This is a genomic window from Streptomyces sp. NBC_01750 (assembly GCF_035918095.1).
Lineage (GTDB): Bacteria > Actinomycetota > Actinomycetes > Streptomycetales > Streptomycetaceae > Streptomyces.
This window is the reverse complement of record NZ_CP109137.1, coordinates 5,460,633-5,485,762: the sequence shown is the minus strand read 5'-3', so window position 1 is coordinate 5,485,762 and position 25,130 is coordinate 5,460,633. Positions and strand designations below refer to the sequence as shown.

The 25,130-nt window shown below is 71.9% G+C and carries 19 protein-coding genes; 5 read left to right on the top strand and 14 right to left on the bottom strand.

Features of this window, described 5'->3' with window-relative positions:
* Positions 1 to 224: 224 nt before the first annotated feature.
* From OG966_RS24965 to OG966_RS24950, 4 genes are all read right to left on the bottom strand, one after another.
* Positions 225 to 1,307 (bottom strand): XRE family transcriptional regulator, encoded by a 1,083-nt coding sequence (locus tag OG966_RS24965; RefSeq protein ID WP_326652068.1) that lies wholly within the window; start codon positions 1,305 to 1,307, stop codon positions 225 to 227.
* A 397-nt stretch (positions 1,308 to 1,704) separates the two neighbouring features.
* Positions 1,705 to 2,925, bottom strand: coding sequence for an NADP-dependent isocitrate dehydrogenase (locus tag OG966_RS24960; protein ID WP_326652066.1), 1,221 nt, complete (start codon positions 2,923 to 2,925; stop codon positions 1,705 to 1,707).
* Between the two features lie 109 nt (positions 2,926 to 3,034).
* Positions 3,035 to 3,865 carry a DUF3017 domain-containing protein gene (locus tag OG966_RS24955; RefSeq protein ID WP_326652065.1) on the bottom strand — a complete coding sequence of 277 codons (831 nt, stop codon included), beginning with the start codon at positions 3,863 to 3,865 and terminating at the stop codon, positions 3,035 to 3,037.
* A 17-nt stretch (positions 3,866 to 3,882) separates the two neighbouring features.
* A complete protein-coding gene (locus OG966_RS24950) occupies positions 3,883 to 4,749 on the bottom strand; it encodes a bifunctional methylenetetrahydrofolate dehydrogenase/methenyltetrahydrofolate cyclohydrolase (RefSeq protein ID WP_326652064.1) in 867 nt (288 codons plus the stop codon).
* Positions 4,750 to 5,028: 279 nt separating this feature from the next.
* On the opposite strand from OG966_RS24950, the gene OG966_RS24945 reads away from it, so the two are divergent.
* Complete coding sequence (locus OG966_RS24945) at positions 5,029 to 5,613, top strand: hypothetical protein (RefSeq protein WP_326652063.1); 585 nt, start codon at positions 5,029 to 5,031, stop codon at positions 5,611 to 5,613.
* Positions 5,614 to 5,702: 89 nt separating this feature from the next.
* On the opposite strand, the gene purH is transcribed toward OG966_RS24945, so the two are convergent.
* A complete protein-coding gene (purH, locus tag OG966_RS24940; protein WP_326652062.1) occupies positions 5,703 to 7,265 on the bottom strand; it encodes a bifunctional phosphoribosylaminoimidazolecarboxamide formyltransferase/IMP cyclohydrolase in 1,563 nt (520 codons plus the stop codon).
* Positions 7,262 to 7,897 carry a phosphoribosylglycinamide formyltransferase gene (purN, locus tag OG966_RS24935; protein ID WP_326652061.1) on the bottom strand — a complete coding sequence of 212 codons (636 nt, stop codon included), beginning with the start codon at positions 7,895 to 7,897 and terminating at the stop codon, positions 7,262 to 7,264. The genes purH and purN overlap by 4 nt, the downstream gene beginning before the upstream one ends.
* 241 nt (positions 7,898 to 8,138) lie before the next feature.
* Here purN and OG966_RS24930 point away from each other — a divergent pair, with 241 nt between their 5' ends.
* Complete coding sequence (locus tag OG966_RS24930) at positions 8,139 to 8,927, top strand: hypothetical protein (RefSeq protein ID WP_326652059.1); 789 nt, start codon at positions 8,139 to 8,141, stop codon at positions 8,925 to 8,927.
* Between the two features lie 154 nt (positions 8,928 to 9,081).
* Here the strand turns inward: OG966_RS24930 and OG966_RS24925 are convergent, their stop codons facing one another.
* Positions 9,082 to 10,788 (bottom strand): cell division protein PerM, encoded by a 1,707-nt coding sequence (locus tag OG966_RS24925; RefSeq protein WP_326655353.1) that lies wholly within the window; start codon positions 10,786 to 10,788, stop codon positions 9,082 to 9,084.
* Between the two features lie 126 nt (positions 10,789 to 10,914).
* Between OG966_RS24925 and OG966_RS24920 the strand changes: the two genes are divergently transcribed.
* Entirely contained in the window at positions 10,915 to 12,246 is a 1,332-nt protein-coding gene (locus OG966_RS24920; RefSeq protein WP_326652058.1) for a sigma factor-like helix-turn-helix DNA-binding protein, read from the top strand.
* A gap of 94 nt (positions 12,247 to 12,340) precedes the next feature.
* Here the strand turns inward: OG966_RS24920 and sucD are convergent, their stop codons facing one another.
* From sucD to OG966_RS24885, 7 genes are all read right to left on the bottom strand, one after another.
* A complete protein-coding gene (gene sucD, locus OG966_RS24915) occupies positions 12,341 to 13,225 on the bottom strand; it encodes a succinate--CoA ligase subunit alpha (RefSeq protein ID WP_326652057.1) in 885 nt (294 codons plus the stop codon).
* Between the two features lie 21 nt (positions 13,226 to 13,246).
* A complete protein-coding gene (sucC, locus tag OG966_RS24910; RefSeq protein ID WP_326652056.1) occupies positions 13,247 to 14,425 on the bottom strand; it encodes an ADP-forming succinate--CoA ligase subunit beta in 1,179 nt (392 codons plus the stop codon).
* Between the two features lie 393 nt (positions 14,426 to 14,818).
* Positions 14,819 to 15,784: a hypothetical protein gene (locus OG966_RS24905; RefSeq protein WP_326652055.1), complete on the bottom strand. Its 966-nt coding sequence runs from the start codon at positions 15,782 to 15,784 to the stop codon at positions 14,819 to 14,821.
* A 108-nt stretch (positions 15,785 to 15,892) separates the two neighbouring features.
* A complete protein-coding gene (locus OG966_RS24900; RefSeq protein WP_326652054.1) occupies positions 15,893 to 16,798 on the bottom strand; it encodes a hypothetical protein in 906 nt (301 codons plus the stop codon).
* Positions 16,799 to 16,893: 95 nt separating this feature from the next.
* The gene (locus tag OG966_RS24895; RefSeq protein WP_326652053.1) at positions 16,894 to 18,111 is read right to left on the bottom strand and encodes a VWA domain-containing protein; all 1,218 of its coding nucleotides are present in this window, start codon (positions 18,109 to 18,111) and stop codon (positions 16,894 to 16,896) included.
* Entirely contained in the window at positions 18,108 to 20,708 is a 2,601-nt protein-coding gene (locus OG966_RS24890) for a DUF5682 family protein (RefSeq protein ID WP_326652052.1), read from the bottom strand. Before OG966_RS24890 ends, OG966_RS24895 begins: the two co-directional genes overlap by 4 nt.
* Complete coding sequence (locus OG966_RS24885) at positions 20,705 to 21,817, bottom strand: ATP-binding protein (RefSeq protein WP_326652051.1); 1,113 nt, start codon at positions 21,815 to 21,817, stop codon at positions 20,705 to 20,707. Before OG966_RS24885 ends, OG966_RS24890 begins: the two co-directional genes overlap by 4 nt.
* A 129-nt stretch (positions 21,818 to 21,946) precedes the next feature.
* Here OG966_RS24885 and OG966_RS24880 point away from each other — a divergent pair, with 129 nt between their 5' ends.
* Both OG966_RS24880 and OG966_RS24875 read left to right on the top strand, forming a co-directional pair.
* Positions 21,947 to 23,296 carry an SWIM zinc finger family protein gene (locus OG966_RS24880; protein ID WP_326652049.1) on the top strand — a complete coding sequence of 450 codons (1,350 nt, stop codon included), beginning with the start codon at positions 21,947 to 21,949 and terminating at the stop codon, positions 23,294 to 23,296.
* Between the two features lie 15 nt (positions 23,297 to 23,311).
* A complete protein-coding gene (locus OG966_RS24875; RefSeq protein ID WP_326652047.1) occupies positions 23,312 to 24,928 on the top strand; it encodes a DUF5691 domain-containing protein in 1,617 nt (538 codons plus the stop codon).
* The last annotated feature ends 202 nt before the right edge of the window (positions 24,929 to 25,130 follow it).

Here is a 25,130-nt window from a genome sequence, read left to right as displayed (position 1 = left end):
GCTGGCGGTGGGGCCCTGCCCCTGGTGCTGGACACCCCTTCGCCCGTCTTCTGAATCTTGACGTGAAGAGACATCCAGCGTCAGGCTATCGGACCCGCGACCCCGCGATCCCCCGCCCCCTTGTGGCGCGGCTCACGCACGGCTCACAGCCGCTCACACGCAGGCTCAGGCGCCGCTGAAGCGCCCGCAGTCGCTGTGCAGTCCCGCGCGGCTCACCCCAGCGCTCACTGCTGCCCGGTGCAGCCCGTCGTCCCCGTCTTCAGCGTCGCGCACGCCTTCACCTCGGCCGGCGCCGCGGCCGCGGTCATGGGCGTGTAGGCGTCCTTGTCCCCGTTCACCAGGCCGTTCTGCGCGCCTTTGCCGCCCACGGTTATCTGCACCGTGTCGCCGGGGGCCGCCTGAGTGATGCGGGCCCAGGCCGCCTGGCAGGTCTTGCTGTACCGGACCTCGACCAGCGCCTTGCCGACGGTCGCGCTGGAGACGGTCTTGGCGAACTCTCCACCGCAGCCCATGGCCTCCGGGTCCTGGCCCGTGCAGTCGTCGCCGCTGCACTTCACACCGGCCGGCAGCGGCGGGCTGCTGGTAGTCGGCGTGGCCGACGGCGTCTTGGCCGCGCTCTTGCCGTCGCCGTCGCCGCCGAGGTCGGTCAGGAGCACGGCCGCGGCTATCACCAGCAGCGCGCCGACCACGCCGGCCAGGAACATGGTCACCCTGCGCTTTCCGCGTCCCTGGTCGGGGGATGCGGTGGGGCCGGAAGGTGCGCTCGGCGGTGACATCGGCGGGCCCTGGTGGCCGGGCGGTCCCTGGTGGCCGGGCGAGCCGTGATGGTCGGGGCCGGGCTGAACCGGTACCCGCGGACGGCGCTGCTCATCGGTCCTGAACGCCCCGGCCTCCGGGCCGGCCGGATCCGCCGGCGCGGCCGTCCGGCCGCCCGAGCGGCCGTTCGCGGTGCCCGCCGGGGCCGGGCCGAACTCCCCGAGCGCAGCCCGCGCCTGAGAGATCCGTATCGCTTCCATGGTCATGTCGTGGCGCATCTCGGAGCGGCTCCAGGCACGCTCCGCCAGCTCCCACATCGTGGTCAGATGGAGCGTGTTCGTACCGGTCACCTCCGCCAGCGCGACGATCGCCCCCTTGGGCGCGAGCAGCCGGCCGTTCAGATACCGCTCCCACGACGTCTTGCTGTACCCGGTGCGGTCCGCGACCGCGGCAAGGTTCAGCCCACTGCGGTCGACGAGCCGACGGAGCTGGCTGGTGAACTCCCGGACCTGCGGGTCCAGCTCCTCCGGTAGTGCCTTCCAACGAGGCATTGCCTCCCCCTTGTCCCCCGAACGTGCCTGATATGCCCCGCGCTGTCCCGGCCCCCCGCCGTGCCCTTCGGGCGTCCGTGTTCCGGACTACCCAGTGGGATGCGCAGAGCCAGGATGTCAGTTCCTGTTTTTGGTGTGCACGGGAGCACTCGGTGCGGTTGGCGCGCCCCCCTGCACGCCCCGCCCCGGATGCCGCTTCAGTCTCGCATCCGTAGCCCAACGATCGCACCGTGGCGGAATGGTCACTTCCATGCCACAGGCGCCAGGCGTCCCTTGAAACGCGGTTGGCGCGTCCATGACTCTTGACGCACGACGGCGCCCGTCCTCCCTCGGGGGAGAGGACGGGCGCCGTCGGTGTTCGGTGCCGGCTGCCCGGGGCTCGGCCGGACCTGAGGGCTCAGCCGGACGTCATCCTCTTCCGCAGGTTGGCGTCGAGAGCGTCCAGGAACTGCTCCGTGGTCAGCCACGGGGTGTCCTTGGAGATGAGCAGCGCCAGGTCCTTGGTCATCTGGCCGCTCTCGACCGTGTCGACACAGACCTGCTCGAGCGTCTCGGCGAACCTGATGACCTCGGGGGTGCCGTCCAGCTTGCCGCGGTGGGCGAGACCACGGGTCCAGGCGAAGATCGAGGCGATCGGGTTGGTCGAGGTCGCCTTGCCCTGCTGGTGCCGGCGGTAGTGGCGGGTGACCGTGCCGTGCGCCGCCTCGGCCTCGATGGTCCTGCCGTCGGGCGACATCAGAACCGAGGTCATCAGGCCGAGCGAGCCGAAGCCCTGCGCGACGATGTCGGACTGGACGTCGCCGTCGTAGTTCTTGCAGGCCCAGACATAGCCGCCCTCCCACTTGAGCGCCGCGGCGACCATGTCGTCGATCAGGCGGTGCTCGTAGGTGAGGCCCTTGGCGTCGAACTCGGCCTTGAACTCGGCGTCGAAGATCTCCTGGAAGATGTCCTTGAAACGGCCGTCGTACTTCTTGAGGATCGTGTTCTTCGTGGACATGTAGACCGGGTACTCACGGGCCAGGCCGTACCGGAACGAGGCGCGCGCGAAGTCGCGGATCGACTCGTCGTGGTTGTACATGCCGAGGGCGACACCGGGGCCCGGGAACTCGTGGACCTCCAGCTCGATCGGCTCGGAGCCGTCCTTCGGAGTGAACGTCATGGTGAGGGTGCCCGGGCCCGGAACCTTCAGGTCGGTGGCACGGTACTGGTCGCCGAAGGCGTGACGGCCGACGACGATCGGCTTGGTCCAGCCAGGGACGAGCCGCGGCACGTTCTCCATGATGATCGGCTCACGGAAGATGACGCCGCCGAGGATGTTGCGGATGGTGCCGTTCGGCGAGCGGTACATCGCCTTGAGGTTGAACTCCTCGACCCGCTGCTCGTCCGGCGTGATCGTGGCGCACTTGACGCCGACGCCGTACTTCTCGATGGCGTTGGCGGCGTCGACGGTCACCTGGTCGTTGGTGGCGTCGCGGTGCTCGATGCCCAGGTCGAAGTACTTCAGCTCGACATCGAGGTACGGCAGGATCAGCTTGTCCTTGATGAAGGACCAGATGATGCGGGTCATCTCGTCGCCGTCGAGCTCGACGACGGGGTTGGCTACCTTGATCTTGGCCATGAGGTGGAACGTCCCTCTCACGCGCATCGGCTGGGGTCGGCGATGCCCGCGATGTCGCGTCTGGGGCCCCGCCGATTTATCTCGTCATCAAGATACTCGAACGTCGCGACTAACGGACGGTGAAGTGGACGGCGTCCTCGAGGAACGGGACGTCGAGCCACGGCTTCGGCTGGGCCACGAGCGCGAGCAGCACGATCAGGGTGCCGAGCAGTCCGTACGTGACCATGTCCGTGAAGCGCGAGCGCACCGCGAGCATGCCGACGGAGGGCAGGGTGCGGCGCATCACGGCGCCGGTGATCAGCGCCACGCCGATCAGGATGGTCCCCACCCGGAAGGCGTCGGCGAAGCCGTCGCTGCCGACGATCACCAGGCCGAGACCGGCGAGGGCCAGGACGGTGAGCAGGGGCCACTGCCGGGCGGGCGCGGAAGCGTCCCCGGGCGCCGCCCGTCCGCCGCCCTCGGGCCGTGCGGTGTCGCGGGTGAGGGAGGGGGGCCGGCGGGAGGGCTTCTTGCCGGCGTCGGGGCGGACCCCCTGGTCGGCGGCCCCTGTCGCGGACGCGGTGTCGGCGACCGGGCCGGTGGTGTCAGGGCCGGAGGTGTCAGGGCCGCTCGACTCCGGGCCGCTCGTGTCCGGGCCGGCATGGCGGGGGTGGACGGCATTGGCGATCACGGCGGCGGCAGCGGCGTCCGGGGCCTCCGGCTTCGGGGAGGCGGCGTCGATGTCCGGACGGGGTCCGCTGTCCGCGGCGGCAGCGTCGGCCGCCGGCTGTGGGCCGGCGCCGTCGGCGTCCGGCCGGGACGTCCCGTCCTCTGCTGAGGACGCCCTCCTGAGGGCGGCCGCCGTATCCACCTCGTCCCCACGCATCCCTGCCCCGTTCGGGTTCGCGCCGGCGCCCCACGGCTCCGCCGCGTCGGCTCCGTCGTTCGTGCGTACGCCCATGGGCTCAGCCTTCCCGGTCAGCCCGCGACGGCGACCGCGGCGCGCTCCGCCGCCTCGACAACGTTGACCAGCAGCTGCGCGCGGGTCATCGGGCCGACGCCGCCCGGGTTCGGGGCGACCCAGCCGGCCACCTCGGCGACGCCCGGGTGGACGTCTCCGACGATCTTGCCGTTCTCGTCGCGGCTGACACCGACGTCGAGTACCGCCGCACCCGGCTTGACGTCTTCCGGCTTGACCAGGTGCGGGACGCCGGCCGCGGCCACGATGATGTCCGCCTGCCGCAGATGCGCGGACAGATCGCGCGTACCGGTGTGGCACTGCGTCACCGTCGCGTTCTCGGACTTACGGGTCAGCACCAGCGGCATCGGCCGCCCGATGGTGATCCCGCGGCCCACGACCACCACATTCGCGCCGTTGATCTCGACGCCGTGATGCCGGAGCAACTGGACGATGCCGTACGGAGTGCACGGCAGCGGGCCCTCCACACCGAGCACCAGCTTGCCGAGGCTCATCGGGTGCAGCCCGTCCGCGTCCTTGGCCGGGTCCATCAGCTCCAGGACGCGGTTGGCGTCGATGCCCTTGGGAAGCGGCAGCTGGACGATGTAGCCCGTGCACTCGGGGTTGTCGTTGAGTTCCCGGACGACCGCCTCGATCTCTTCCTGCGTGGCGGTGTCGGGCAGTTCGCGCTGGATCGAGGCGATGCCGACCTGCGCGCAGTCGCGGTGCTTGCCGTTGACGTACCAGCGGCTGCCCGGGTCGTCCCCGACAAGCAGGGTCCCGAGACCGGGGGTGATGCCCCTCTCCTTGAGCGCCGCCACGCGGGCGGTCAGGTCGGACTTGATCGCGGCTGCGGTGGCCTTGCCATCGAGAATCTGGGCGGTCATGGACCCATCCTCGCGGATGGACCCGCCACTGTTCCAATTCGGTCCTGATCGCTCCGCCGCTGCGGCCCGCATCACACCGGCGCCCCACCCCCCGGCCGACGCGACCGGGAGATTGCACTTGCACAACACATACGAATACCGACTGGACAAAAAGTCGATGTTAAGACCACGATGTGCCGCGCAGTACCGCGGCAGTGTTGGGGGGCAAACCGCATATTTCGTTACGTTCCTCCGCTCGGACCGCATCGTCCCCGCACTTTTCAACGGAGGAATCCCGTAATGAGCTTCGGCGACCCGAACAATCCCTACGGCCAGCAGCAGGGCGGTCAGCCGGGCTACGGCTATCCCCAGGGTCAGCAGCCTCAGGGCCAGCCCGGTTACGGCTACCCCCAGGCACCGCCGGTCCAGCCGTACGGCGCCGGCGGCTTCGCGGCCGGTCCGACGGAGATGCCGGGCGGCGTGAAGGCGGCCCGCGTGATGCTCTTCATCATCGCCGGCTTCCAGGTGATCGGCGCGATCTTCGCGGCGATGGGCGCCGTCGGCCTCAACAAGGCGAAGGACGACCCCGCGCTGCGGGACGACGTCCAGTTCCAGCAGATCGCCGACATGTCGGTCGGTGCGGTGTGGGCCATCGCCTTCCTCATCCTGGCGTGGGGAATCCTCGCGATCGTGCTCGGCGTCAAGTTCAGCAGCGGCGGCAACGGCATCCGTATCACCGCACTGGTCTTCGGCGTCATCACGGCGATCCTGGGCATCTACCCGTTCGTCCTCGTCGGTCTGGTGCACACCGTCCTCGCCATCCTGATCGCCGTCTTCGTCGGCAAGTCCGATGGCAGCGCCTGGTTCACCCGTCAGCGCGCCTGAGCCACCTGCTGACCAGCTGTACGGCAAAGGCCGCGTCCCCACTTCGGGACGCGGCCTTTTACGTCGGCTGCTCAGTGGACGTCGGCTGCTCAGTGGAAGAAGTGCCGCGTCCCCGTGAAGTACATCGTCACTCCCGCCTTCTTCGCGGCCTCGACGACCTGCTCGTCACGGACCGAACCGCCCGGCTGCACCACTGCCTTGATGCCCGCGGCGGTCAGGATCTCCAGGCCGTCCGGGAACGGGAAGAACGCGTCGGACGCGGCGTACGAACCCTCCGCGCGCTCGGCGCCGGCCCGTTCCACCGCGAGCTTCGCGGAGTCGACTCGGTTGACCTGGCCCATGCCGACACCGACCGACGCGCGGTCCTTGGCCAGCAGGATCGCGTTGGACTTGACCGCGCGGCAGGCCCGCCACGCGAAGGAGAGCTCGGCCAGCTCGTCCGCCGACAGCGCCTCACCCGTCGCCAGCGTCCAGTTCGCCGGGTCGTCGCCGTCCGCCTGCAGGCGGTCCTTGATCTGCAGCAGCGCGCCGCCCTCGATGGGCCGGAGTTCGACGGGGGCCGCCGGGGAGCCCGTGCAACGCAGCACGCGAATGTTCTTCTTGCGGGCCAGCACCTCGACGGCGCCGTCCTCGTACGCCGGAGCCACGATGACCTCGGTGAAGATCTCGGCGACCTGCTCGGCAAGCGCGACGGTGACCGGCCGGTTGACGGCGATGACCCCGCCGAACGCCGACAGCGGGTCGCAGGCGTGCGCCTTGCGGTGCGCTTCGGCGACATCCACGCCGACCGCGATGCCGCACGGGTTGGCGTGCTTGATGATCGCGACACAGGGCTCGTCGTGGTCGTACGCCGCGCGCCGGGCCGCCTCCGTGTCGACGTAGTTGTTGTACGACATCTCCTTGCCGTGCAGCTGTTCCGCGTCGGCGAGGCCACCATTGCCGTTGGAGTACAGCGCCGCGGCCTGGTGCGGGTTCTCGCCGTAGCGAAGCACGTTCGTGCGCTCGAAGGTCGCGCCCAGGAAGTCGGGGAGGACCGAATCGTCGGCGGGCGCGTAGGAGGAGGCGAACCAGGAGGCGACGGCCACGTCGTACGCGGCGGTGTGCTGGAAGGCCTCGGCGGCGAGCCGCTTGCGGGCGGTCAGATCGAAGCCGCCCTCCTTGACCGCATCGAGGACATCCGCGTACCGCGCGGGGCTGGTCACGACCGCGACGGAGGGGTGGTTCTTGGCGGCGGCGCGGACCATCGACGGGCCGCCGATGTCGATCTGCTCGACACACTCGTCGGGAGAGGCGCCCGAGGCGACGGTCTCCCGGAACGGGTAGAGGTTGACGACCACGAGGCCGAATGGCTCCACGCCGAGCTCGGCAAGCTGTTCGCGGTGCGACTCGAGCCGCAGGTCGGCGAGGATCCCGGCGTGCACGCGCGGGTGCAGGGTCTTGACCCGGCCGTCCAGGCACTCGGGGAAGCCGGTGAGCTCCTCGACCTTGGTGACCGGCACTCCGGCCGCGGCGATCTTCGCGGCGGTCGAGCCGGTGGAAACCAGCTCCACACCCGCCTCGTGCAGCCCACGGGCGAGCTCCTCCAGACCCGTCTTGTCATAAACACTGACCAGCGCTCGCCGGATGGCCCGCTTCGCAGCCTCAACAGTCACGGGAAAACTACCTTTCGTCCCTCAATGCGGTAGCCGTTACGGGCCAGACGCCCCACGACCTCGACGAGCAGCCGTCGCTCGATTTCCTTGATCCGCTCATGGAGAGCGGCTTCATCGTCCTCGTCCCGCACCTCGACCACGCCCTGCGCGATGATCGGGCCGGTGTCGACGCCGTCGTCGACGAAGTGGACGGTGCACCCGGTGACCTTCGAGCCGTACGCGAGCGCGTCGCGCACTCCGTGGGCTCCGGGAAAGCTGGGCAGCAGGGCGGGATGCGTATTGACACAGCGGCCACCGAAGCGGGCGAGGAATTCCTTCCCCACGATCTTCATGAAGCCGGCCGAGATGACGAGATCCGGTTCGAACGCCGCGGTTGCCTCGGTGAGTGCGGTGTCCCACGCGTCGCGCGTCCCGTAGTCCTTGACCCGGCACACAAAGGTCGGCAGCCCGGCGCGCTCGGCGCGCTCCAGACCGGCGATCCCGCCCCGGTCGGCACCGACGGCGACGATGCGGGCGCCGAAGCCCTGCGGATCGTCGGCGATCGCATCGAGCAGGGCCTGGAGATTCGTTCCGGAGCCGGAGACCAGGACCACGAGGCGGGCCGGTCGGGCGGAGGGGGGCGGGGAGGCCACGGCGGGTCTCTTTCTCGCGTTGCTGTACGTCTTTGTGTGGTCGTACAAACGAATCGCGCTCCCGGATACGGGGAACTCTACGAAGGGGCCGACCGTCAGCAACGATACCGGCACACAGAACGGCCCCCACGGGACGGGGGCGTGGCCGGGAGGTAGCGTCAGGGGACAGGCCCCGTCCCTTGACGGGGAAGACGACACAAGACCCCATGTGCGCTGGGTCTGAGGGGAAGACATTCACCAGATGCCGGACCGACGCCGCCGTAAGGACCTCCTGTTGCCGCGGGAGCGCCAGTCCACGGATGACAACAATCCCTTCGCGCCGCCGCCGGAGGGCAGGCCGGACCAGCCCTGGCAGCCGCGGCGGCCGGCGAACGACGGCTCGTCCGACGGCTCGTCCGACGATTCCTCCTCGTCCTCCTCCGATTCGCCGGACGACCGTGGCGACGATTCCGACCGTTCCGGCTGGGGCAGCCGGTGGAGCAGCCGCCAGCCCGGCCGCTCTTCGGGCGGCGGCTTCGGCGGCCGCCCGAGCGGCCAGAACGGCCAGAACGGCCAGGGCGGCGGCCAGCAGGGCCCTGACGGCGGCTCCCCCGGCGGCCTGAAGTGGGACCCGACGGACCCGGCCCAGCGCCGCGCGCGCTATGCCCTGCTGTCCGGCATGTGGGCGTTCTTCTTCGCGCTGTTCGACCTCCCGGAGATCGCGCTGCTGCTCGGCGCGCTGGCGCTGTACTGGAGCATCAGCTCCCTGCGCGCCAAGCCCCAGCGCCGCGCGCCGGACGCCATGACATCTCCTGGACCTTCTGCGCCGGCACCATCCGCGACTCCGGGCAAACCGCAGATCACGGCGGCGGTGAGCGGTCTGGTGATGGCGAGCATCGCGCTGGTGCTCGTCGCGGCGTCGTTCACGGCACAGCTGGTCTACCGCGACTACTACACCTGCGTGAACGACGCGCTGACCAAGTCGGGCCAACTGGCCTGCAACGATCTCCTTCCGGACCCGCTCCGCGGAGTGATCGGCATCCAGGAGTAGCGGCCGCCGACCGCGCGGTTTCTTTGGCCCCTGCCCCCTGTCGGGGGTGGGGGCCACGCGTGTGCCCGCCTTGTCGCGCTGCGGCGCCAATGCCGCCGCGGCCGGGCACTCCTGCCCCCAGCCTCCGGAAGGGGGCAGGGCTGGGGACGCCGTGCTACGGCTCCCCGGGCTTCTCAGACTCCCCCGGTTCCCCCGGCTTCTCCGTTGCGCCCGGCTTCTCCGGCTTCTCGGGCTGCTCCGGCTGCTCCGTTGCACCCCGCTCCGGCTGCTCCGTTGCACCCCGCTCCGGCTTATCCGGCGGCTCCGTTGCGGCTGGTGGCACATCCCCCGGTGCGGCCGGCGGCTCCGGCATCCGCATCGGCGGGAACTCCGCCAGCAGACCCCCCGACGCCTCCTTCAGCGCCGCCCGCCGCGCCTCCCGCTCGCCCCTCTCACTCCACGAGCCCGTCGGCAGGACGTCGTACGCCTCCAAGGCCGGGTCCTCGGGCTCCGTCGGCTCGAGGACCTCCGCGGCAGGCATCACCTCCGCCGGAACCGCAACCGAGACCGGAGCGGAAGCGGGAGCGGGAACCGAAACCGGCGCATCCGCCTCGCCCCGTCGCCCCCGCAACCGCCACGCCCGCAGCCCCAGCGCCACCGGCACTCCGATCCCCGCCGACCAGAGCAGCGCCGCCGGGCCCGTGAGCCACCACACCGGGCCGAACTCCACCAGTGCCCGCGTACCCATCGAGCCGCCCGACGCCGCCGTCAGGATCGCTGTGCAGGCCGCGCATCCAGTCGCCCCGAGCAGTGCCGTCAGCGCGGTCTCGCGGCAGCCCCACACCTCCTCCCGTTCCGCGTACCGCAGCGCCGCCGCCCTCCCCGTGAACCACGCGATGACCGCCCCCGCGGCGACCGGCACCACCACCGCCGCCCAGTTCAGCGGCGTGCCAGGCCCCTTCGACGGGACCGCGGCGAGCAGCGGGAAGTACGGCAGCGCGGGATCCCCGGCCAGCGCCAGTGGCATCGCCGTCGCGCCCGTACCGAGTGCGAAACCGGGACCGAGGCCGTATGCCGCGCCCCAGACCGCCGCGTTCGGGACCAGCGCGAGCCCCAGCAGCAGCACCGCCAGTCGGCCCGACCACTCCTCCGCGAGGCGCAGATACGAGTCCTGCGTGGCGTCCGCGTGCCACACCAGCGATGCCGCGACCAGCAGCGCGCCGCCGCCCAGCAAGGTCAGCGATCCGGCCGCCGCGGACCGCAGCGCGACGGCCACCCGGGGGCGGGCGAGTTCCAGCCGTACCCGTTCCGGCAGCCCTGCGGGCAGCGGCCGGAGCGGCCGTCCGCTCGCCGTCCACACGCCGGCCACCGCCGACAGCACAGTCACCACAGGCAGATGGAACAGCGCGCTCAGCGGGTCAGCCGCCAGCGGACCGCCCGCCGCGTACAGCACCGCCCCCGCGCCGACCAGCAGATATCCCGCGGTCACCGCGCACAGCGCACCCCGCGCGGACGGTCGCGGGCGTCCCCTGTCCTGGTCGAGCGCGTCCCGAGCCGCCCGGTGTGTGAGCCAGACCGGCAGCACGACCAGGAACAGCGGCACCACACCCACCGGCGCCGGGCTCCCGGACAGCGTGCCGGACCGTACGAGCTCCGTGCCATGTGCCAGCAGCCACAGCCCGGCCGCGACATGCAGCGCCCCTGCCGGACCGCTGTCCGGGTACGGGGAGCTGACCCACAGCACCATCACGAGAACGGCGAGCGCGCCGAGCCCGAGCCCCGCCGCGGTCGCGCCGCGCACGAAGGACGCGGCGAGCGCTTCCAGCCGGCCGCCTTGCACGGCAGCGGGGGTCTGCGGCAGCGACGGGCTGTGATCGGTCATCGGGGTCACGCGGCCATGCTGCCAACGACACGCGCTTCAACCGCGTAACAGGCGAATAGCCGCTGTGTCGCTCAATATACGTTTATGTACTTTTTCCGCCGAGTGCAGCACTGCGGAGAGCCCCTGATGACTGAGCGCACCCCACGTTCCACTTCCGCCGCCCCACTGCCCACCCCCGAGGAACGGCGCACGCTGCGCGAGGCGAAGTCCCTGAGCGAGGAGCAGGTCGCCGTGGCCGTCGGCGTGAGAAGCGCGACGATCAGGTCCTGGGAGGCCGGCCGCACCAGCCCGCGGGGGCGCAGGCGCGAGGTGTACGCAGAGCTGCTGGCACCCCCTGGCGCGGAGCCCGAGGAATGGTCCGCCACGACGACGGCCCCCGGGGCAGAACCCGCCTCTCAGGCCCCGGACCTCACCGAGCGGACCGGCGCCGGCACCCGGCCGGTGCCCGTCGGCCATCGCGCGGCCGAGGCGCAGCCGGTGCTGCCGCCCCGCCCCGAGGCGCACATCCCGGTACCGGCGCTCACCGCCGAAGCCCTGTCCTGGGACCCGGCCCGGGACGGCGGCGACGGAGCCGGCACCACCCTCAGCTCGGCACCCGCCGCGGGCGACGCCCCCCAGCAGGGCCCGCCGCCGCCCCCGCCACCGCCGCGCGTCGAGCTCACCCCCGCCGAAGCATTCGACGCGCTGTACTCGTACGTCGCCCCCGCTCTCGTACGCCAGACCTACCTGCTCACCGGTCGGCGCCGGCTCTCCCACGAGTCGGTCGAGCGCGCGTTCCACCTCGCCTGGCAGCACTGGCCCGAGGTCGCGTGCGACGGGGACCCCGCGGGCTGGGTGCGGGCCGTCGCGTACGAGTACGCCATGTCGCCCTGGCACCGGCTCCTGCGCACCCACAGCCGACCCGATTGCCGGCCGCCCACCGAGCCGGGCCGTCGCGCCCTGCTCGACGCGCTGCTGGAGCTGCCGCCGCCGTACCGCCGCACGCTGCTGCTCTACGACGGACTGGGCCTCGGCCTGCCGGAAACCGCGGCCGAGACCGAGGCCAGCACCCCGGCCACGGCAAGCCGGGTGCTTCACGCACGGGCGGCCATCGCCGAGCTGCTCCCGGAGCTCAGCAAGGGGTCGGTGCTTCACGAGCGGCTCACCGATCTCGCCCGCGAAGGGCTGGTACCGCAGATGCCTCCCGCCGATACCGTGCGGACGGGCAGTGAGCGCCGGGCCCGGTTCTGGACGCGGGCGGCCATCGCCGTGACCACGCTGATCGTGAGCGCCACGGCTTTCACCCTGGTCACCGCGCCGACACGGTACGAGCCGCCGATCGCTCCCGGCCGGCAGGTCGACGGCGTACCGGGGCGCGGCGGACCGCAGCCGCTGTCCCACCTGGACACGGAGCTGCGCAAGAAGCTCCGCTCCGCGCTCGCGAACGGTCCCGGTCGACTCGCACCCCAGACCCGATAGCCGCCGGTACGCGAGTGGGCCCGCACCTCACCAGGAGGAGCGGGCCCACTCGTACGTACTGCGCACTGCTGTGCGTACTGCGTTGTCGCGAAGGTCAGCCGGCGAGGATCGCGCGTGCCAGCTTGGCCGTCTCGGTCGGCGTCTTGCCGACCTTGACGCCCGCGGCCTCGAGGGCCTCCTTCTTCGCCTGCGCGGTGCCGGAGGAGCCGGAGACGATGGCGCCGGCGTGGCCCATGGTCTTGCCCTCGGGCGCCGTGAAGCCCGCGACGTAGCCGACGACCGGCTTGGTCACGTTCTTGGCGATGTAGTCGGCCGCACGCTCCTCGGCGTCGCCGCCGATCTCGCCGATCATGACGATCAGGTCGGTCTCGGGGTCGGCCTCGAACGCCGCGAGGGCGTCGATGTGCGTCGTGCCGATGACCGGGTCGCCACCGATGCCGACGGCCGAGGAGAAGCCGATGTCACGGAGCTCGTACATCATCTGGTAGGTCAGCGTGCCCGACTTGGACACGAGACCGATGCGGCCCGGCTTGGTGATGTCGCCCGGGATGATGCCGGCGTTGGACTGGCCGGGGGTGATCAGGCCGGGGCAGTTCGGACCGATGATCCGGGTCTTGTTGCCCTTCGAGCCGGCGTACGCCCAGAAGGCGGCCGAGTCGTGGACAGCGATGCCCTCGGTGATGACGACCGCGAGACCGATCTCCGCGTCGATCGCCTCGACGACGGCGGCCTTGGCGAAGGCCGGCGGCACGAAGACGACGGAGACGTTTGCGCCGGTCTTCTCCATCGCCTCGGCGACGGAGCCGAAGACGGGCACATCGGTGCCGTCGAAGTCGACGGACGTGCCGGCCTTGCGCGGGTTCACACCGCCGACAATGTTGGTGCCGTCAGCGAGCATGAGCTTGGTGTGCTTCATGCCGGTGGCGCCGGTCATGCCCTGGACGATGACCTTGCTGTCCTTGGTGAGGAAGATAGCCATGGTGTTGGAGTCCCTCGTCCCTTACTTCGCAGCCGCGAGCTCAGCGGCCTTGTCGGCCGCGCCGTCCATGGTGTCCACGCGCTGCACGAGCGGGTGGTTGGCGTCGGACAGGATCTTGCGACCCAGCTCCGCGTTGTTGCCGTCGAGGCGCACGACCAGCGGCTTGTTGACTTCCTCGCCCTTGGACTTGAGCAGTGCCAGGGCCTGGACGATGCCATTGGCGACCTCGTCGCACGCGGTGATGCCACCGAAGACGTTGACGAAGACGGACTTCACGTCCGGGTCGCCGAGAATGATCTCGAGGCCGTTCGCCATGACCTCGGCCGAGGCACCGCCACCGATGTCGAGGAAGTTGGCGGGCTTCACACCGCCGTGCGCCTCACCGGCGTACGCGACGACGTCGAGGGTCGACATGACCAGGCCCGCGCCGTTGCCGATGATGCCGACCTCGCCGTCGAGCTTGACGTAGTTGAGGTTCTTGGCCTTGGCCGCAGCCTCGAGCGGGTTGGCTGCGTCCTTGTCCTCGAGCGCCTCGTGATCGGGCTGGCGGAAGTCGGCGTTCTCGTCGAGAGACACCTTGCCGTCCAGCGCGATGATGCGGCCGTCGGCGACCTTCGCGAGCGGGTTGACCTCGACGAGGAGCGCGTCCTCGGCGACGAAGGTGTCCCACAGCGTCACCAGAACCTCGGCGACCTGCTCGGCAACCTCGGCCGGGAACTGCGCCTGGGCGACGATCTCGCGGGCCTTCTCGATCGTCACGCCGTCCACGGCGTTGACCGGAACCTTCGCGAGGGCCTCGGGGGTCTTCTCCGCGACCTCCTCGATGTCCATGCCGCCCTGGACGGACGCCATGGCGAGGAAGGTGCGGTTGGTACGGTCGAGGAGGTACGAAACGTAGTACTCCTCGGCAATCTCGGGGGCAGTCTCGGCGATCATCACCTTGTGGACCGTGTGGTCCTTGATGTCCATGCCGAGAATGTCCGTCGCACGGGCGACAGCCTCGTCCGGGGTGGCCGCCAGCTTCACGCCGCCGGCCTTGCCGCGGCCGCCGACCTTCACCTGCGCCTTGACGACCGACTTGCCACCCAGCTTCTCGGTGGCCTCGCGCGCCGCCTCAGGCGTGTCAATGACTTCACCGGCCAGCACCGGTACACCGTGCTTGGCGAAGAGGTCCCTCGCCTGGTACTCGAACAGGTCCACGCGCGTCCGTCCCTTTTCAGTGGTCTCGCGGTTCGTTTTCTGCGTGGGCGTGCCGCGAAGGGCAACGTGACTGCGCTGTCACTGAGGGAGGCGTACACGGTGTCCGAGTACGCGGCATGTCCGTCTCGCAGGTTATCCCCGTGGGCCCGAGGTCCCTAAATCGCAGATCACACCTGAGCGGTGATACCTGTCACAGAGCGCACGCGCGGCCGCGTCGGACGTGGACACGGGGGCGGACACGGGTCATCTTGCCGCTGGGTACGGGCGGCAGGATTGCGGCTGCGAACGGGACCGGGCGGCCCCCACCCCAATGAGGACCGCCCGGGAACATCGGACCCGCCTGTCAGATGCCCTTCGTCACACGTGTCGCTTGTCTGTGTCGCCCGGCTTGGGTCAGATGCCCTGCGTCAGGTGCGACACATAGCCCGGGGTGGTCGAGGAAGCCACGCCCCGGACGCCGGAGACGGCGTTGCCGGCGAGCGGCGTCGAGCCGACCGTGCCGTACACGTGCTGCGCGAACGGCTGGACCTCGGAGGCGACTCCACCGGCGAACGGCGTGGCATCGGCCACGACGCCCTGCGCCAGGGTGCCGGTGCTGCCGCCGATGCCGTGCACGACCGGCTGGGCGTGGTCGACGACGGTTTCGACGAGCGGCCGGACCGCACCGACGACCCCGCCCGCGAAGGGCTGGACCTCGGAGGCGACACCACCGGCGAGGGGCTGGACCTCGCCCACGACGCCACCTGCGAACGGCGTCACGTCACCGACCACGCCCTGGGCGAAACCGTCGACGTCGCCGACCGCCTGACCGGCGACCGGGAGCACACCGCTCACGGCACGGTAGGCGATGGGCGGCAGGGTGTCCTGCGCGGCGGCGGCGGCGAGCGGAGTGGCGGCGGCGACGGCGCCCTGGGCCTCGTAGTGGACCTGGGACGGGGCCTGCTCGGCGAGCTGCGGCGCGAAGTCGGCGAGCGGACCGAAGAGGTAGTCGATCTCGCCCTGGACGTCGGCCGCGTCGGGTGTGGCCGGGACCTGGTACGCCGGGAGCCCGGCCTCGGCGTAGTGGCGGGCCTGGGCAGCGGTGCCGGTAGCCGTGCCCCTGGCCTGAGCGGTCCTGCCGGCTGCGGTGCCCTTGGCGTCGGCGGCGGCGTCCTTGGCGCCCTGGACGGTGGCGGCGTCCTTGGCATCCTTGACCACGTCGACGGCCTTGACGTCCTCGACGGCGTCGGCCGCCTCGTCGGGCGTGGAGTGCGGAACGGAGACGTGCACCTCGTCGGCGCTGGCCGCGGCGGTCCCGAGAGCCCACATGCCGGTGGCCGTGGCAGCGACGGCTATGGATCGGCGGATGTTCTTATGCATGCTTACGTCAAATCCTTCGAATTCGTTCGGCTGTCCGGAACTATCCGGTTGGCGGGCAGACCTGTCCCGCCCCCGCGCGGCAGGTCTTGAGCGGGGGAAAGGACTGCCCTAGCCGGGGAATTCGAGGATGTCGCGCGGTCGTTCGCGGGTCGGCGTTTCGGCTGCGACCCAGCCCGCGCCCGGTACGAGCGCGAACGGCGTGCCGTAGACGCTCGTGGCCGCGTGCTGGTCTCCCGTACGCGGTGTGTGACTCTCGCCGGACTGCTGCAGGACGCCGTGGGTGGAGTCGCAGGGCTTGCCGGGGACTTGAGCCGGCGCGGGTGCCGTTGCGGGCCCCTCGTACCGGACTTCGGCCTGTCTGAGACCAGAGGCACCGTCGTACCCGCCGACCGGACCGGCCGTGGTGGCTGTTGCGCCGGACCACCGGGCAGGGACGGCGAACTCCGCGAGGTTGTCGGCCGTGAAGCGGTCCGCGGAGTCTCCCACGGGCCTGTCGGCGGGGTACTGCGGCGTGAGGCCCTGGTCCGCGTCGTCGCCCGGAGGCGGCAGCGGCACAGGGAGGAACCCGTTCAGTGTCTCGCTGAGAGCCCCGGTCAGCGGCCGGGCCACCGGCAGTACGACGCCCCGCACAGTGTCCGCGACCGGCTTCACCACTCGGCGAACGGTCTGGACGGGCTGCGCGGCCCGGCCGGGTCGGCCCGGACGCACGGATTGCACGGACTTCGCGGCGTCGACCGTGTCGGCGGGGCGGGCGTCGGCGGAGTCCGCCGCCACGCGCCGCAGTTCCCGCGCCGGGGCCGGCCGGGTCGGCGGCGCGACGCTCACCTTGGTCTCGGCCGACACCGTCGATTCCGGCATACCCGCCGACTCCGACGCGTGCGCCTGGCCGCCGTAGAGACACCCGAGGGCCATAAGTCCCCCGAGGAACAGCACCACTTGCAGCGCACGCCGCTCGCCCGCCGCCCGGCGCAGTGCGCACAGGACGGCAGCGGAACGAGCGGCTGCGACGGTCACAGTGAGAGGAACCTTCTCGGTCGGCGGAAGTGGACCTTCCGCGGGGGATCGGGACGATGCTCGCACGAGCCTCCCGGGGGGACGCAAGCCCCCTGTTACTGATGAGTCACCATGTCCGATATGGGCAATGGTCTCTTCTCGATCGCGGCGGCCATCACATCCGGGAAAAGATCCGGCGTACAGGCGAACGCCGGTGCGCCCAGGGCCGCCAGCGCCGCCGCGTGCTCGTGGTCGTACGCCGGCGTCCCCTCGTCCGAGAGCGCCAGCAGTGCGACGAATTGCACACCGGACGCCTTCATCGCCGCGACCCGCTTCAGCATCTCGTCCCGTATACCGCCCTCGTAGAGGTCGCTGATGAGCACGACAACGGTGTCGGCGGGGCGGGTGATCTGCGACTGACAGTACGCGAGCGCTCTGTTGATGTCGGTGCCGCCGCCGAGTTGAGTGCCGAAGAGGACGTCCACCGGGTCGTCGAGCTGGTCGGTGAGGTCGACGACGGCGGTGTCGAAGACGACGAGACGCGTGGCGATGGAGCGCATGGATGCGAGGACCGCGCCGAAGACGGAGGCATAGACGACGGACGCCGCCATGGAGCCCGACTGGTCGATGCAGAGCACCACGTCCTTCTTGACCGACTGGGACGCGCGTCCGTATCCGATGAGCCGCTCGGGGACGACGGTGTTGAACTCCGGAAGGTAGTTCTTGAGATTGGCCCGGATGGTCCGGTCCCAGTCGATGTCCCGGTGGCGCGGGCGGCTGATCCTCGCGGACCGGTCGAGTGCGCCGGTGAGGGTGGACCTGGTGCGCGTCGCGAGCCGCTTCTCGAGATCGTCGACGACCTTGCGTACGACGGCCCTGGCCGTCTCCTTGGTCGTCTCGGGCATCGCCTTGTTGAGGGAGAGCAGGGTGCCGACGAGATGGACGTCCGCCTCCACGGCCTCCAGCATCTCCGGCTCAAGCAGCAGCGTGGACAGCCCGAGCCGGTCGATCGCGTCACGCTGCATGACCTGGACGACGGAGCTCGGGAAGTAGGTGCGGATGTCGCCGAGCCAGCGCGCGACGGACGGTGCGGACGCCCCGAGCCCGGCCGAGCGGTTGCCGGTGCGGTTGCCGGCCTTGTCCTTGCCGGTGCCGTAGAGGGCGTTCAGGGCGCCGTCCATCGCCGCGTCGGTGCCGCTGAGCGCGCAGCCGGTTCCGTCGGCGGCGTCGCCGCCCAGCACGAGCCGCCACCGCCGCAGCCGCTCGCCCCCGGTTCCACTCGCGCTCGCGGCAGCGCTCTCGCCGGCGGTCTCGTTCTCTGTCGCCGTGCTCATCGGGCCACCCCCGCGAGGTCGTTGTCGTCGATTCCGAGGAGCAGGTGCAGCACCGGCAGCACCGCGTCCGCCCGCTGCCCGTCGAGGCCGGCGCCGAAACCGGGCATCGTGGACTCGGCGTGTGCGGGACCGGACGCCGCCGCGGGTCCGCGCCGGACCAGCTCGCCCAGGGTGCGGCGCACGCCCGGTTCGTAGGCGGAGAAGGTGCGGCGCAGCAGCGGCAGCACGTCGGTGAACGCGTCCGCGGGCACGCCGCTCAGCCAGGCGTCCACGAGTGCGAGCAGGCGCTCGTCGTGGACCAGGAGCATTCCGCCGCCGGAAGCACCGCCGACGAAACCCTCGATCCAGGCGGCCGCGTCGGCGGGCGGTGTGCCGACCGACAGCGCGAGGCCCATGAGCCGTGCGGCCTCGTCCTCCTCGAGCCGTCCGTCGTCCAGCAGCAGCCGTGCCGCCCTGCCGCGTATGACTCCGGGCACGGTGTCGCGGGCCGCGAGCCGATGCAGGACCGATCCCCAGCGTTCGATCAGCTCACGGCCCTTCGGCAGCAGCCCGATCGCGGTGTGCACGCCGTCCAGATGGCCCCGCATCCCGGCCGCGCCGTCCGCGTCGAGTCCGGTGCAAGCGGGGGGCAGGCCGACGCAGATCCGCTCGGCAATACCGGCCGCGACCTCACCGAGCGCGACCGTGTCGGTCGACCGCACGTCCCCGTACCGCAGCGAGCGGGCAAGGGCCGGCAGTGCCTGGGCGAGATGACCGACGTCCGCGTCGAGTGCGGCGCGGTCGGCCAGCGCCCGCATCACCACGGGCAGCGCGTCGGGCAGTTCGGCCAGCAGGCACTGTTCGGCGAGCGCGGTGACCTCGGCGAGGGCGGTGGCGGACACCGCCCTCGACTCGGCCTTGGCCGTGGCGGCGGAGAGCACGGTCGTGCCCCACACTCCGGCCTCCGCCACCTTGACGAAGAGCTCCGGCTCCCAGCGCAGCCGCCAGCTCTCCCGGAATGTGCCGGTGCTCCCCCGCCCTGTGACGGGCTCGCCCCAGCCGATGGAGAGCAGCCGAAGCCGGTGCAGCAGCCGGCTCTTCGCCGCGTCTGTCTCCTTGCGCAGGTCCAGCTCCAGCTCCCGCTCGAGCGCCTCCGGTTTGATCCGCAGGCTTCGCTGAAGCCGGGTCAGGTCACGCTGCAGCGGCACGGCGGGCGCGGCGTCCGGCACCTCGCCGAGCACATCCCCGACGACGAGCCGGTCCCGGATGAGGTCGAGCGGCACGTCGGAGCCCTCGCACATCACGGCCCGTATCGCGTCGGTCGTCTCGGTAAGCCCGGCGAGGGGCCGGCCTCGCATGGCGGCGAGAGTCTCGGCGAGCCGTACGGCCTCGATGACATGGGCGGAGGAGACCAGCCTGTCCTCGTCACGCAGCAGCCCGGCGACCTTGGTCATCCAGCGCTCGATGGGCCGGTCGGCCACGCCGAAGAGATGCCCGTACCAACCGGGCGAGTCGATGCCGGCGCCGTATCCGCTGTGCCGGGCGAGCCTGCGGTAGGTCCAGGGCACCCAGGTCATCTCGGTCTTGACCTTGGGCAGCCCCTTGAGAAGGGCCTTGTCGGCCGCGAGGGTGGTCTTCTCCTCGAGCGCGGGCACATGCCAGGCGCCGCAGACGACGGCGACCTCGTCTCCGAACTCCTTCCGCGCGGCCCGGAGTTGGATCCGCATATGTGCCTCGCGGGCGAGATCACGGTCGTGTCCGCCGTGCCCGTACGTCTCGCGCAGCGCGGCCATGGCGTCCCCGAGTGCGGCGAAGGGCGCGCGGGCGTCCGCCGCGTGGGCTGCCGTACCGCGATGCTCGATGACGTCTTCCCACCACCGCTCGGGATCGTCGTATCCGGCCGTCTCGGCAAGCACGGCGATGGGATCGATCCGCAGCCCACTGGGGTCGGGCGCACCGCGCTCGTGCTCGGGCCCGACCGTGTGCGGCCCCGCGCCGTCGCCACCCTGCGCACCGGGCGTCCCCCCGTCGGGCGCCAGGGTTCCTGCGGGCCCGGCCGCTCCCGGTGTTGCCTCCGGACCCCCGGCGGCCCCCGCACCGCCGCCCTCGGGCGGCTGGCCCGAAAGCGGTGCGACCCCGCTCGGTCCGACCGGCCCCGGGCCTCCGGGGTCGACGCTGTCCGCCCCCGCTCCGGGTGCACCAGCCCCGGCACCGCCACCCTCGGGCGGCTCGGCCCCGGCAGGTGGACCTGGCTCGCCGTCGGCGGTTTCCGGGCTCGCCGACTCCTCCTCCGCCGCCGGCGCCAGCGAATGCGCCGCGGGGAGGTCGATGAACCGGACCGGAACCCCGCGTCCGAGCGCCCAGCGGAGCGCCACCCACTCCGGGGAGAACTCGGCCAGCGGCCAGAACGCCGCCCGCCCCGGGTCGTCCACCGCGTGCGCGAGAAGGGCGACCGGCGGGCGCATCTGCTCGTCCGCGGCGAGCGCCAGCAGCGCGTCGCCCTCCGGCGGTCCCTCGATCAGCACGACCGCGGGCGACGCCGCCTCCAGCGCGGCCCGCACCGCCCGTGCCGAGCCCGGCCCGTGGTGGCGGACGCCAAGCAGCAGGGGGCCGGTCATACGCTCACCTCGCGGCAGGCGCGGTAGAAGTCCTTCCACCCGTCGCGCTCTCGGACCACCGTCTCCAGGTACTCCTGCCAGATGACCCGGTCCGCCGCCGGGTCGCGTACGACCGCGCCGAGGATGCCGGCCGCCACATCACCAGGGCGCAGCACGCCGTCCCCGAAGTGCGCGGCGAGCGCGAGACCGCCCGTGACCACGGAGATCGCCTCAGCCGTGGAGAGCGTCCCCGAGGGCGACTTGAGCTTGGTGCGACCGTCTGCCGAGACCCCGTCCCGCAACTCCCGGAAGACGGTGACCACACGGCGGATCTCCTCCAGTCCCTCCGGCGCGGCCGGCAGATCGAGCGAGCGCCCCAGCTGGTCGACGCGGCGCGACACGATGTCGACCTCGGCCTCCGGTGTGGCGGGCAGCGGCAGCACGACGGTGTTGAACCGGCGGCGCAGCGCGCTGGAGAGGTCGTTGACCCCGCGGTCGCGGTCATTGGCGGTGGCGATGAGATTGAACCCGCGGACCGCCTGCACCTCCTGCCCCAGCTCAGGGATGGGCAGCGTCTTCTCGGAAAGGATCGTGATCAGAGTGTCCTGCACGTCCGCGGGGATACGGGTGAGCTCCTCGACCCGAGCGGTCATGCCCTCTGACATCGCGCGCATGACGGGGCTCGGCACCAGCGCGTCCCGGCTTGGGCCGTGGGCGAGCAGCTGCGCGTAGTTCCAGCCGTAGCGAATCGCCTCTTCCGGCGTGCCCGCCGTGCCCTGCACGAGCAGGGTCGAGTCGCCGCTGACGGCCGCGGCGAGATGTTCGGAGACCCAGGTCTTGGCGGTGCCCGGCACGCCGAGGAGCAGCAGTGCCCGGTCGGTGGCCAGAGTGGTGACGGCCACCTCGACGATCCGGCGCGGCCCCACGTACTTGGGTGTGATCACCGTGCCGTCGGGCAGCGTGCCGCCGAGCAGATAGGTGGCTACGGCCCACGGCGACAGCCGCCATCTGGCCGGCCGCGGCCGGTCGTCGGCCGCGGCGAGCGTCTTGAGCTCGTCGGCGAAAGCATCCTCGGCGTGCGGCCGCAGGGCCTCGGCGCCGGTGGCTGCGCCGGTTTCGGACACGGTCATGGATCCCCCTCCAGATCGGTTCCAGATCGTTCGACCCGATGTGAGTTCCACCGTGCACCATGCCACTGACAATCGACCGTTTCCGCAGGTCGGAGCCGATTGTCAGTGGTGGCCCGTAGCGTCGTTCCCATGAATCAGCAGGGGGTGCGCTGGACGTCGGAACAGGTGCTGGCTCTGGCTCCTGACGACGCGTCACGCAGAGCGGGAAACAAACTCGGCGCGGCCGGGCCGTGGTCCGGTGCGGGGAGCAGCGGCTCGGGGGGCGTCTGGGGCCTGTGCAAGGGCAGCGGCAGCAAGCCGTACCAGACGGTTGTCGACACCACGGGCCCCGCCTACAAGTGCAGTTGCCCGAGCCGGAAGTTCCCGTGCAAGCACGCGCTGGGGCTGCTGCTGCTCTGGGCGGCGGACGAGGAGGCGGTACGGGACTCCACGACCCCGGACTGGGCCGAGGAGTGGCTGGAAGGGCGCCGAAAACGCGCCACGGACAAGGAACAGAGCGAAGCGGGCACGGGACAGTCCGCGAAGTCCGCCGACCCGGAGGCGGCCAGGCGCCGGGCCGAACGCCGGGCGGGGCGGATCACCGCGGGAGCGACGGAGCTGGAGCGGCGGCTGGCGGATCTGCTGCGCGGCGGCCTGGCCGCGGCCGAGCAGTCGGGGTACGGGCTGTGGGAGGAGACCGCGGCCCGCATGGTCGACGCGCAGGCACCGGGCCTGGCCGCGCGGGTGCGGGAGTTGGGCACGATCCCGGGCTCCGGGCCGGGCTGGCCGGTGCGGCTGCTGGAGGAGTGCGCGCTGATCCATCTGCTGGACGCGGCCTGGCTGGGCATCGAGCGGCTGCCGGAGCCGCTGGCAGCAACGGTCCGCACCCGGGTCGGCCTCACCTCGCCGGCCGCGGGCCCGCCGGTCCGGGACCGCTGGCTGATCCTGGCCCAGTACGACTCCTCGGACGGCAAAATCACCACCCGCCGCATCTGGCTGTACGGGTGGGAATCCGGGCGCGCGGCGCTGCTGCTCTCCTTCGGCGCGGCAGGCCGGTCCCCGCAGCAGGCGCTTCCGGTGGGGCTGACGATCGACGCGGAGCTCACTCCGTACGCGGGCGCGGGGCAGCTGCGGGCGGACCTGGGCGAGCAGTTCGGCGCCCCCGTCGCGATCGCGTCACCTCCGCCGGGAGGGTGTACCGCGGCGGCCCTCGATGCGTACGGGCGGGCGCTGCGGGACGATCCCTGGCTGGACTCCTGGCCGGTGACTCTGAGCGGAGTCATACCCGTCCCCACGAGCCCAGGGTGGCAACTGGCGGACGGCGACGGCGGGACCGCGCTGCCCATCGCGCCCGCCGCGCTCGCCCGCTCCGGGCTGCTGAAGCTCGTGGCGCTCTCCGGCGGCGGGCCGGTCACCGTCTTCGGCGAGTGCGGCCACCAGGGCTTCTCGCCGCTCGCCGCCTGGTCCGAGGACGGGTCGGAGACGGTCCCGCTCATCTGAACGTACGGAGGACCCATGACTGGCACCACCAGCACCTCACTCTGGGAAGAGCTCGTCACCTCGGCTCTTCTCGGCACCGACCGCCGTACGCCGCCGGCCGAAGTCCTGACACCGGGCAAGCACGCGCCAGCCGGGCTGCTGGACGCCGCGGCCGTGCAGACCGTACGGCGCAGGGCGGGACTGCTGCCCGCACCCGCCGCCGCTCTACCTGAGCCCGCGCCGCACGACGCGCGGCCGCGGCTGCCCCCGCCCGCCCGGCGCCGGCTCGCCCAGCTGCTGGCAGACCGGTCCGCCCCGTCCGCCGGGGGGCGGCGCGGTACGGCGCCGGATCTGACCGAACTGCTCCCCCAGTGGCTGGCCGCGGCCAACGATCACAAGTACCAGGCGCCGGCGTCCGTGCTGCCCGCACTGCTGGACGCGGCCCGTGCGCGTACGGATCTGCGCCCGCAGGCTCTCACCTTCGCCGGGCCGCGCGGGCTGTGGCTCGCCCGGCTCAACCCGGAGTGGAAGTTCGCGCTGCGCGGCGCGTCCGGCGGCCCCACGCTGGACACGGATGACGCGGAGGCCGTCCGACGCCTCTGGGAGGAAGGGCTGTTCGCCGAGCGGGTCGCGCTGCTGGCCGCCGTACGGGCGCACGACGCGGACAAGGCGCTGGCGCTGCTGGCGGCGACCTGGTCCACGGAGCGTGCCGAGGACCGGCTGATGTTCCTGGACTCATTGCGTACGGGACTGTCCGACGCGGACGAGGCGTTCCTGGAAAAGGCCCTCTCCGACCGCAGCCGCAATGTCCGCGCCACGGCGGCCGAGTTGCTCTCGGCACTGCCGCATTCCGCGCTCGCCGGGCGGATGGCGGCGCGGGCGGCTTCGTGCATAAGCCTGGACCGCAGTGGTGACGGAGCCGACGCGGCGATCGTGGTGGAGGCGCCGCACGAGTGCGATGCCGATATGCAGCGCGACGGCGTGGTGCCGAATCCGCCGTCGGGACGGGGCGAACGATCCTGGTGGCTGGGCCAGTTGGTCGAGGCGGCGCCCATGGCGACCTGGCCGGTGCGGCTCGGCGGGCGCACGGCCGACGAGCTCGTCGCGCTGCCCGTCGCCGACGACTGGGGGGACGAGCTGCACGCGGCGTGGTGCAGGGCGGCGGTGCGGCAGCGGGACGCGGAGTGGTCCCGGGCCCTCCTCGGCCCACCGGGCACCCCACCGGAGACCGGGCCCGGCACGACGTCGCTCGCCGAGCGGGCGAAGCTGCTCGCGGCGCTGCCGGCCGGTGAACGGGCGGGCTGGGTCGCGGAATTCATCGCTGCGCACGGGCTGTCGGAGGCGTTCCAGCTGCTGGGGGTCTGCCAGGTGCCGTGGTCGGAGCCGCTGGGCCGTTCGGTGGTCGATGCGCTCGACATCGCGCGGGACGCGGGGAGCTACCCGTGGAGCTTCAGCGGAGTGATGGGCCTGGCCGAGCGCTGCCTGGCGCCGGAGGAGGCCGGCCGCCTGGAGATCCTCACGGCCACGCCCGACGAGCCGGAGGGAGCGTCACCGGGCGCGGGCGGTTACTGGTCGGAGGCGTTCCAGCGCCTGGTCTCGACGCTGCGGCTGCGCGCGACGATGGGGGCGGAGCTGCGGGGTCCGGCGGAATAGGGGCCGGGGCAGGGATACGGGACCAGCGGGGCGCGGGCCGGGCCACGGGCACCTGGGCCGCTGGGCCGCTGGGCCGCTGGGCATGCTCGGAGGTGCGGGGCCATGGGCACGGGCCGGAGGTAGCTGCGCCAGACCGCGCGGCTGACACCCCGTGCCCCGCCATGCGGCAGCTTTACGCCGCTCCGGTGAGGCGGTCGCTGGC